The organism is Maribacter spongiicola (assembly GCF_052119685.1).
GTDB lineage: Bacteria > Bacteroidota > Bacteroidia > Flavobacteriales > Flavobacteriaceae > Maribacter > Maribacter spongiicola_A.
On record NZ_JBGQOO010000013.1, the window covers coordinates 119,700 to 128,954 of the forward strand.

The window sequence follows — 9,255 nt, forward strand, 5'->3', positions numbered from 1 at the left end:
AAATTTATAAAACTTCATGTATGAATACGTTAAAAGTTGGTGATAAAGTTCCTTTGTTTTCTGCTAAAGATCAAGATGGTAATACCATTTCTTTGAAAGACTATACAGGTAAAAAATTAATTGTTTTTTTCTACCCTAAAGCCAATACACCTGGTTGTACAGCCGAGGCATGTAATTTAAGGGATAATTATAAAGAATTACAATCTGAAGGGTATGAACTTTTAGGTGTAAGTGCCGATTCTGAAAAAAGCCAGGCAAAATTTAAAGAGAAATATGACTTTCCATTTCCTTTATTGGCAGATGAAGATCATACCGTGCTTAATGCTTTTGGTGTATGGGGATTAAAGAAATTTATGGGTCGTGAGTATGATGGTATCCATAGAAAAACTTTTGTAATAGATGGTGATGGGATAGTGGTAAAAGTGATCGATAAGGTGAAGACCAAAGATCATGCAGCTCAATTATTAGACTAGAATTACACTTCTTTAGAATAAAAAACGCCCATTTAGAATGGGCGTTTTTAATTTATAATAATTTGATAATCAATTATTTAAATCCACTATTCTTCTTCTGGTTTTCTAGTAAATAATTGTTTTTTCTTAATGATTTCGGCAATACCTTCTGGTAGCATTTTTTCCCATCCTTCGTCATTGTTCATTAATTTCTTAAGAACATCTCTAGAGAAAATATGCATTACTTCTGGTTCATAATCTATAATGTCCATAACCTTACCGTTGTATTTAAAGAACTTGTATAATTCTTTCATACGTGGGTGAACCTTAACATTATTACTTGTCATAATCTGACCAGTGTCTGGGTTCTTCATTGGGTATAGATACACCTGTAAATCTTTAAAGAATAATTTACCGAAAGCTTCAAGTATGCCACCACTTAAATGACGGTAATATTTTTCATCGAAAATATCTACCAAGTTATTAACACCCATGGTCAAGCCAATTCTGTTTTTGGTATAATTATTAAAGTATTCTACCAATTTGTAGTATTCTTGAAACTTAGAAATCATTACCGAATGCCCTAGTGAGCATAGTAATTCTGCCCGGTCCATGAAATCTTGTTCATCAATTTCTCCAGATGCTTTTAAGTTCGAAAGTGTGATCTCGAATATTACAATAGTATTATTTTGATCAACACCTTTATCGCGAATGAAAATGTCATATGACTTTTCAAACATATCTAAATTTACTTTGGTAACGGGTCTGAAACTACCGCGTAACGCCAAAATATTCTTTTTGTAAAGTATGGCTGCAGGCAGGAGATTGTTGCCATCAGGACCGAACATAACGGCATCTGTCATGTCATTTTTAATAAGTTGCAAACTCATTAAGCGGTTATCGACCTCTTTGAAATTTGGTCCAGAGAAATTGATCATATCGATCTCTAAGGTGTCTTTATCTATATGGTCATATAGATATTTCAGCATTTTTTTCGGTTTGTCATATTTATAGAATGCTCCATAAATAAGGTTTACCCCAAGAATACCAAGTGTTTCTTGCTGCAATCTTGCCTCGTTCTGTTTAAAACGAATATGTAAGATTATTTCATCATATTCTTTCTGCTTTGGATCTAGTTGATAACGAATACCGATCCAACCATGACCTTTGTAGCGTTTAGAAAAATCTATGGTCGCTACTGTATTCGCGTATGAAAAGAACAATCTGTCAGGGTGGTTTTCGCGACTAATACGCTCTTCCATCAATTGCATTTCATAATCAAGCATGGTTTTTAATCGAGCTTGGGTTACATATCGCCCATCTGTCTCAATACCATAAATTGCATCACTAAAATCTTTGTCGTAAGCACTCATTGCTTTTGCAATAGTACCCGAGGCACCACCCGATCTAAAGAAATGACGTGCGGTTTCTTGTCCGGCGCCAATTTCTGCGAAGGTTCCATATATATCCGGATTCAGATTTATACGAAGGGTTTTTGCTTTAATAGAGGGAATATTTTCAAAAACACTATCTCTTTTTAATACCGATGCCATTTTTTTACCTGTTTAGCTTTGAACAAAGTTATAAAGAATGGTTGTGACAAAGGGCAATAGCCACAAAAAAATGGAATAACTTTCGGTTATTGTTTTTATTCCCTTTTAAATACAGTGATCTTATAATTTTCAATTGCCGTTTTTATTAAAAAGGAATTAAATTTGTAACACATGATTGACAATTTACGTGTTACATTTTTAGGAACTGGAACTTCTCAAGGTATTCCAATAATTGGTAGTACACACCCTGTATGCTTAAGTGATAATCCTAAAGATAAAAGATTACGAGTTTCGGTTTTACTTTCTTGGGATGATTATAACTATGTTATTGATTGCGGTCCAGATTTTCGCCAACAAATGCTTACCCATAATGTTCGACATTTAGACGGAATATTATATACCCACGAACATTCTGATCATACTGCAGGGCTTGATGATATACGCCCTTTTTTCTTTAGACAGGGTAATATTCCAATTTATGCACACAAAAGGGTGGTGGAGTCTTTAAAAACCCGTTTTGCGTATATATTTCAAGAAAAGAACAAGTACCCGGGTGCACCTACAGTCGATATCAATTTAATTAAGAATAACGAGTCATTTAAGATCGGTAATAGCAAGGTTATAACAATTAATGTTTTGCATAACGAACTACAGGTCTTCGGCTTTAGGTTAGGAGATTTTACTTACTTGACCGATGTAAAATCGATTGAACCCAAAGAGTTAGAAAAAATTAAAGGATCTAAAGTGGTAGTGGTCAATGCACTCAGATTAGAGACACATATTTCCCATTTCAACTTAGAAGAAGCTATTGCCTTTATTAAAGAGGTAAACCCAGATAAAGCATATTTTACTCATATAAGCCACTTGCTTGGTTTTCATGACGAAGTGGAGAAAATGCTTCCGAAAAATGTACATTTGGCATACGATAATTTAACTATTACTATTTAACTATGAAGAGCAAAATATACCTTTACTTATTTCTATTTGTATCCTTAATCTGTTTATACCTAGTGGTGAGCAGTGGCAATATGACTAAAGCAAATGCTAAAACAATTACAAGACTAGAGAGTAAAGTTGAAAATTTGAAAGACTCGGTTCAGAAATCTTCTTTGAAGGTGCTAGATATGCAATATTTCTCTTTGGAGAACAATGACGATGCACTTGCTTATTTCGAACATTTAGATCTAAAAAATCCTGCAGCATACGTTGCCGATAAATTATTGGAAACGAATGCCCAAAAAGGAGATAATCCATTAGTGCCTTATGAAGGAATGCAGAGCGAATTTAAAATCAATAAAATAAAAGTATTGAACCATAAATGGATACTTACCGACTTTTCTGATGGTAAATATTGGGGAGAATTATTGATCAAATATGAATTAAAAGATGACCTTGGGGTAGATTTTACCTTGATAGATCACCTTTTATATACGCGTAGTAACTAGATTTTATCTGAAATCCATTTTTTAAGGGAGTAGAAATTCTGCGGTGCAACACCATGCCCTGCAGGAAATTCTTCATATACATGTTTAATACCTAAAGATGTTAGTATTTCAGGTGATTTTCTTGCCCAATCTACCGGTATCACTTGGTCCATATCGCCATGAGAACAATAGAAATTAAGGTTCTCGAAATTATTATCTTTATAAGAATCAATGAGTATATCGTCATTAATATATCCGCTCAAAGCGATAATATTCTTCACTTTTTCAGGATATGATAATGCCACGGCATAACTAAGAATAGTACCTTGACTAAAGCCTAAAAGGTTTACATTGTTTTTATCTAAACCATACGTAGAACAGGCTTCATCAATGAAATTCTTGATTTTGTCACGAGATTCAATGGCTTGATCATCATCGCTCCATTTTCCTTTATCATCATCAAAATTAATGGCATACCAAGCATAACCAAAAGGCTGCAAAATATAAGGCGCACGAACGGCTATAATACATAGTTCTTCTGGCAGTTCTGGTGCGAAAGAGAATAAATCTTCTTCATTGCTACCGTAACCATGAAGCATAAAAAGTACTGGTGGTTTTTTATCGGTTAGGCTAGAAGGTCTAATGATATGTTCTAAAGATAGGGGAGCTGTTGTCATTATATTATTTAATAAAAGTGAACCATTTTTGAAAGTAAGGTCCCAAAACGGGAACTTCTTGTTCTTTGTTTGCCAATAGGCCTAAAAAGGCATAAAACCAAAGTACAATATAAAATATGTATAGCCCGTAGAAGCCATATTCATTACCCCATTGAGCGTTTAATATAGCAAAACCAATAAAGATAATATGAAGTCCGAATGCTTGTCTTGTATGAAACCGGGCGAATTTGTCTTTTGGTTCAGAATTCATACTAATCGCAATTAGTGCTCCTACAATTGTAAGGTAGGCTACAATGGCGGTTGTTTTTCCGGGTATATTAGAATTTTCTTCCATTACTTAAGCGTTTAAAACTATTTGGTTGTTTGCAATTGTTCCAATTACTTTGCCTTTCATTGGTTCGCTAATTGCGATGGAGTTTTTACTGGAGCTAAAGATGTGATCTTCTGAAAATTTGTACTCATCATCTGTAGTAAAAAGCGAAAGATTTGCTGGTTGCCCAACCTTTAATTCTGGCTCGTTTATTCCAAAAATTAACCTTCCTTTTGTAAGTAAGACAATAGCCTCTTCATAACCAAATAATTCGTTGAGCATACCGAATGTGCTTTCTAGACCTATGCTTCCAAAATCTGCATTATCAAACTCCACATGCTTCAATTCAATGTTCAAAGGTGTATGGTCAGAGGTTACAAAATCGATAGTGCCACTTTTTAATCCTTTCTGTAAGGCCTTGGTGTCTGCTGCCGTTCTCAACGGTGGCATTACTTTATATTGTGTATCAAAATCTTCAAGGGCAGTATCTGTAATAACAAGGTTATGAGTAGCAACACTGCAGTAAACCTGTAATCCTTTTTTCTTGGCGTCTGCTATCAGTTTTACCGAGCTAGCCGTAGAAATAGTAGGTATAAACAATTTTCCGCCAGTGTATTCAAGTATAAATAAATCTCTTGCTATCTGTAATTCTTCCGCTAAGGCAGGTATTCCTTTTAAACCTAATTTGGTGCTTGAAATACCTTCATTAACGATGCCTTTACCAGATATGCTTTTGTCCATCGGAAAAGAAAATACCAATGCCTCAAAATTTTGAGCATACTGTAATGCAATTTTTAATAGGTTGGCATTTGCCATTGGGTGCTTATAGTCATAAAAACCTAACGCACCTGCATTCTTCATGTCATAAAGCTCTGCGAGTACTTCACCTTCACCTTTTACGGTAAGGTTACCTAGAGGGTGCAAGCTCGTTAACTGATCCTTGGCGGCATTTTTTAAATAAACAATATCTGAAGATGAATCTGGTGTTGGGTGGCTACTGGTATTTAAAATGACATCTGTAAATCCGCTTTTGGCAGCCGTTAACAATCCGTTTTCTATAGTCTCTCTTTCTTCGTAACCAGGCTCGCCAAAACTAACGCCGCTATCGAACCATCCTAAAGAAACATGTAAATTTTTTATATCGATAACCTTTGTTTTACCACTAGGCTCAATGTTGGTTTCAATAGCATCTATAACTCCGTTCTTAATAAGAATATCCCGCTTCTTTAAATGAAGGTTCTTTGTGTTCTCATTTACTATCGTAACTGATTTTAGAAGTATATTCATTGGGTTATAGTTGGTTCGTTACTAGTTTATTTTAAGAATCTTTGAAGTACCGTTTCAATTAAAACAAATGCCAATGCTAAAATAGCAAACCATTTCCAAAACTCGTTTATGGCATTGTTTTTTTGACTTTCTAAAAAGAAACTCGATAGGGATGTGTTGCTGTTGTTTTCGGGTAAAGGAGTGTATGTTAAAGCACTCTCTTTTCTATTGTTATTAAAGCTGATGTTTCTAATGATTTTCTCATTATGCATAATTTTATAGATGCCAGCTTCTTTCGGGTTCTCTATAAAATTAAGCTGTACTTTTTTTGGGAGTACACGCTGTTGCGGTATAAATTCATTTGTTTCATTAGCAATTTTAATAATATCATCTTGCCGTAAGGTGATCGGTAATTCTATTTCAACGTCAGTGCCAATAGTTGCATATAGTGGCGTTAGCTTTAAACTGTTCATACCCATATTGTAAAAGGCGGGTACTATTAAAGGTGAATTTTTGAAGTTTGAATTATCGCTACTGATGGCTGCCGTAAAGAAATACCCATTTTTATTCCCTATTAAAAACGGCTCTTTGTTCTGAAAAGAAAGCGCTGTCGGTGCTTTAGAGTTTATTTTAAAATACTTTTTTACGTTAGGAAATTGAAAATCGGAGACCTTCTTATCAAATACGTTTGTAAACAACGGGTGTTCTGTTTTTACTTCGGATATAGCAATTTCTTGGGATACTCCGCTTGAAAATTTACTATTGAAATATGCGGATGCTAATTCGTTATAAGAAGCCAAATCCCCATCAACTGAAGGAATCAATACGAAACTGCCACCATTTGTACTCAAAGATTTAAGAGCGGTAACAAGTGAGCTGGGTGTTTTTTGAACCTCGTTCAATATCACTAAATCTTGATTTTCTATAGTGCTGTAATTTAACCTTTCTAAAGTACTTGCGGTAAAGTTGAAATCATCTTCGGTGTAGATTCGAGATAAGAAATTTGCCGAAGAGCTGCCAATTGCCAACACCTTAATTTTCGATTTCTGATCTATATTAAAGAAGAATTGGTTGTCATAATCCAAGCCGGTATCTGTAATGGTGACCTTGCCTAAAATAACTTCGTTGGCGTTAATCGTAAACCGGACTTCAGCCGTACCACTACCATTAAATTTTGCAGCCGTTTTGGCTATAAGTTTGTTATCGTTGAATAATGAAACGGGTATAGTTTCATCTTTAGCATTGGTCGTTAGTAGCGCTACCAATTCCAAATTATCATTTGTACGTTCAGCAATAAAGACAGAATCAATAGATGTATTAATTATTGATGCGTTTAAGGGCTTTATATACTGAATATTGATATTCTTTGTAGAATCAACCTTGCTAAGGTCTCCCATTCGTTGCTGAAAATCTGAAATAACCACTAGGTTTTTTTGAGATGCAGCATTATCGCTGAAATAGGAATTTCCTTTTAAAATTATTTCGGCTATTCCCAGTTGGTCTGCAGCCACGGAAAGATTCAGTAATTCGTTTTGAATATCTTTGACCTCCACATCTTTAAAAACCTGCTTGTTGGTAAAAAGTGTAAACCGTTGGTCGTTGGGTATATACTTTATGAAATCTTGTATCGTGTTTTTAAAGAGATTGCCGTTTTCAATTTGCCCGTTCATACTAAAAGAATCGTCTAAGTAGAAAACAGTTTCTTTTTCTTGAAGCGCTGCGTCATTTGCAATAAACGGCTGTGCAAAGGCTACTACTAAAGCGGCTAATAAGCCCATTCTAGTAAAAAGTAATAACCATTTTTTTAATGTGCTGCTTTTTCTAGATTCGGAAACTACTTGTTTTAAGAACTTTACGTTTGTAAACGGTGTTTTCTTAAATCGACGTAATTGAAAAAGGTGAATGATAATCGGAATGAGTAGTAGTAAAAGACCCCAAAGAAGTTCTGGATGTTTAAATTGCATTCCTGATTTTGCTTATGCCAAAGATAATTATTTTGAAATTAGAAGCTTGTGAGATTGCAACTATTATTTTTGTGGAGATTCATTAGCAAAAGAAAAAATAATCTACCGCCGATTTTTGATTCAATTCCTCAAAAAAAGCAGCGATGTTCATCTGATCTTCTTCATTGGCAACAGTAATGATACACTTTGAGTTTTTTAAATTTTGAAGTACGTTGAAGTGTTCAAGTCGTACACCATAAATATCTTTACCGATTTTCTTTTGATTATCGCAAACCCAATGAAAGGGAATATTCTTTTCGACGAGAGAGTTAGCAATAGTTTTACCTTTTTTACCAGCGCCCCATACCACTAAGTTGTCTGTTGATTTTAATTCTAATTTTAAAAAGTAATGCAGTTTTATATCTAAAAAGTAATTCTGTGCATAATGCTCGCTGGTTCGCGATGTTCTATTGTCGTAATCACGCCAATAGTGCAGGGTAGTAGTGCAGGGTATACATTTTAAGCCGTATTTATAGAAACGAAAAGCAAGGTCGTAATCTTCAGGATAACGGTCTGGCGTAAACGCTCCGCAGTTATCAAAGTCTTCTTTATGAACCATCCAGCATGGCGATGGTATTACACACTCTTTATATATCTCTTCAAAATTTTCGCCGGTTGCAGTCAGTTTGTTGAGCCACTTCTCGTAGCGATCATAACCATCGTTTACACCCTCTTTAGAAAAATACTTCACCTTACCTACGGCGAGAGTTCCTGGTCCTTCATTTACCAAAGAATCGACCATAAATTTAATACGGTCTTTAGTCATGTGGTCATCGGCATCCATACGAGAGATAAAATTACCAGAACTATGTGTGTACGCTTTTCTGAGAGCGGTTATAATGCCCGACTTATCATTAGAGAATATTTTAAATCTATCATCTTTGGCAGCAAATTGCTTTGCAATTAGTAAACTATTGTCACTAGAATTATCATTTACGGCAATGACTTCCCAATTTTGATAGGTCTGATTTTGGATGGATTTCAGACATTCTTCAAAATAATATTCAACATTCTTAAAAGGAATTAATATGCTTACTAGCGAATTTACCATTGCGGCAAGGTAATAAATAACTGAATTTCAACCTTTTCATTTCGTTTGAAAAGTATAGAAATAAATGAGTTGAAAAATAATTACGAAAAGACTTTAATAGATAAGAAAACCTTTATATATTTGCACCCGCATTCAGGGAATACCTGATGAGGCACTCAGGAGAAATGGCAGAGTGGTCGAATGCGGCAGTCTTGAAAACTGTTGAGGGTCACACCTCCGGGGGTTCGAATCCCTCTTTCTCCGCTTAGAGCAAAGCTCAATATCTTTTTGATATTGAGCTTTTTCTTTTTACGGACGTCAAAAGCAAGCTTATGTAAGGACGAAAAAAGAAAAAGTTCAAAATCTGCGAGAGCAGATTTGAGCTTTATTGTCATGTTCGGAGATTGAGGGATGCACGGAGTGAATCCCATATCAGAATGATTTAAAGTCAAAAGCAAGCTTTTGTAAGGACGAAAAAAGAAAAAGTTCAAAATCTGCGAGAGCAGATTTGAGCTTTATTGTCATGTTCGGAGATTGAGG

The 9,255-nt window shown here is 34.9% G+C and carries 9 protein-coding genes and 1 tRNA gene; 4 read left to right on the forward strand and 6 right to left on the reverse strand.

Translation table 11 applies throughout. The features are described 5' to 3' along the window. Positions 1-20 precede the first annotated feature (20 nt). On the forward strand, positions 21-473 hold the full coding sequence (gene bcp / locus ACEN2N_RS16205; RefSeq protein WP_441825291.1) for a thioredoxin-dependent thiol peroxidase: 453 nt from the start codon (positions 21-23) through the stop codon (positions 471-473). Positions 474-559: 86 nt separating this feature from the next. On the opposite strand, the gene ACEN2N_RS16210 is transcribed toward bcp, so the two are convergent. Beyond that, positions 560-2,005 (reverse strand): TonB-dependent receptor, encoded by a 1,446-nt coding sequence (locus tag ACEN2N_RS16210; RefSeq protein WP_423999044.1) that lies wholly within the window; start codon positions 2,003-2,005, stop codon positions 560-562. 171 nt (positions 2,006-2,176) lie between these two features. Here ACEN2N_RS16210 and ACEN2N_RS16215 point away from each other — a divergent pair, with 171 nt between their 5' ends. After that, positions 2,177-2,953 (forward strand): MBL fold metallo-hydrolase, encoded by a 777-nt coding sequence (locus ACEN2N_RS16215; RefSeq protein ID WP_441825292.1) that lies wholly within the window; start codon positions 2,177-2,179, stop codon positions 2,951-2,953. A gap of 2 nt (positions 2,954-2,955) precedes the next feature. Continuing rightward, positions 2,956-3,450, forward strand: coding sequence for a hydrolase (locus tag ACEN2N_RS16220; RefSeq protein ID WP_441825293.1), 495 nt, complete (start codon positions 2,956-2,958; stop codon positions 3,448-3,450). Here ACEN2N_RS16220 and ACEN2N_RS16225 read toward each other — a convergent pair. From ACEN2N_RS16225 to ACEN2N_RS16245, 5 genes are all read right to left on the reverse strand, one after another. Continuing rightward, complete coding sequence (locus ACEN2N_RS16225; RefSeq protein WP_441825294.1) at positions 3,447-4,106, reverse strand: alpha/beta hydrolase; 660 nt, start codon at positions 4,104-4,106, stop codon at positions 3,447-3,449. The two genes, ACEN2N_RS16220 and ACEN2N_RS16225, sit on opposite strands and share 4 nt — an antisense overlap. A gap of 4 nt (positions 4,107-4,110) precedes the next feature. Further along, entirely contained in the window at positions 4,111-4,440 is a 330-nt protein-coding gene (locus tag ACEN2N_RS16230; protein ID WP_423999052.1) for a hypothetical protein, read from the reverse strand. 3 nt (positions 4,441-4,443) lie between these two features. Beyond that, positions 4,444-5,703, reverse strand: coding sequence for a dihydroorotase (locus ACEN2N_RS16235; protein ID WP_441825295.1), 1,260 nt, complete (start codon positions 5,701-5,703; stop codon positions 4,444-4,446). A gap of 26 nt (positions 5,704-5,729) precedes the next feature. Next, entirely contained in the window at positions 5,730-7,646 is a 1,917-nt protein-coding gene (locus tag ACEN2N_RS16240; protein ID WP_441825296.1) for a BatA domain-containing protein, read from the reverse strand. Between the two features lie 82 nt (positions 7,647-7,728). Beyond that, a complete protein-coding gene (locus ACEN2N_RS16245; RefSeq protein ID WP_441825297.1) occupies positions 7,729-8,736 on the reverse strand; it encodes a glycosyltransferase family 2 protein in 1,008 nt (335 codons plus the stop codon). Positions 8,737-8,894: 158 nt separating this feature from the next. Here ACEN2N_RS16245 and ACEN2N_RS16250 point away from each other — a divergent pair. Beyond that, positions 8,895-8,979, forward strand: a tRNA-Ser gene (locus ACEN2N_RS16250). Positions 8,980-9,255 lie beyond the last annotated feature (276 nt).

Bases quoted from the DNA above. Each gene is read 5' to 3' on its own strand.
- ACEN2N_RS16220 (WP_441825293.1), top strand. From the start codon at position 2,956: ATGAAGAGCAAAATATACCTTTACTTATTTCTATTTGTATCCTTAATC.
- ACEN2N_RS16215 (WP_441825292.1), top strand. From the start codon at position 2,177: ATGATTGACAATTTACGTGTTACATTTTTAGGAACTGGAACTTCTCAA.
- ACEN2N_RS16240 (WP_441825296.1), bottom strand. From the start codon at position 7,646: ATGCAATTTAAACATCCAGAACTTCTTTGGGGTCTTTTACTACTACTC.
- ACEN2N_RS16245 (WP_441825297.1), bottom strand. From the start codon at position 8,736: ATGGTAAATTCGCTAGTAAGCATATTAATTCCTTTTAAGAATGTTGAA.
- bcp (WP_441825291.1), top strand. From the start codon at position 21: ATGAATACGTTAAAAGTTGGTGATAAAGTTCCTTTGTTTTCTGCTAAA.
- ACEN2N_RS16210 (WP_423999044.1), bottom strand. From the start codon at position 2,005: ATGGCATCGGTATTAAAAAGAGATAGTGTTTTTGAAAATATTCCCTCT.
- ACEN2N_RS16235 (WP_441825295.1), bottom strand. From the start codon at position 5,703: ATGAATATACTTCTAAAATCAGTTACGATAGTAAATGAGAACACAAAG.
- ACEN2N_RS16225 (WP_441825294.1), bottom strand. From the start codon at position 4,106: ATGACAACAGCTCCCCTATCTTTAGAACATATCATTAGACCTTCTAGC.
- ACEN2N_RS16230 (WP_423999052.1), bottom strand. From the start codon at position 4,440: ATGGAAGAAAATTCTAATATACCCGGAAAAACAACCGCCATTGTAGCC.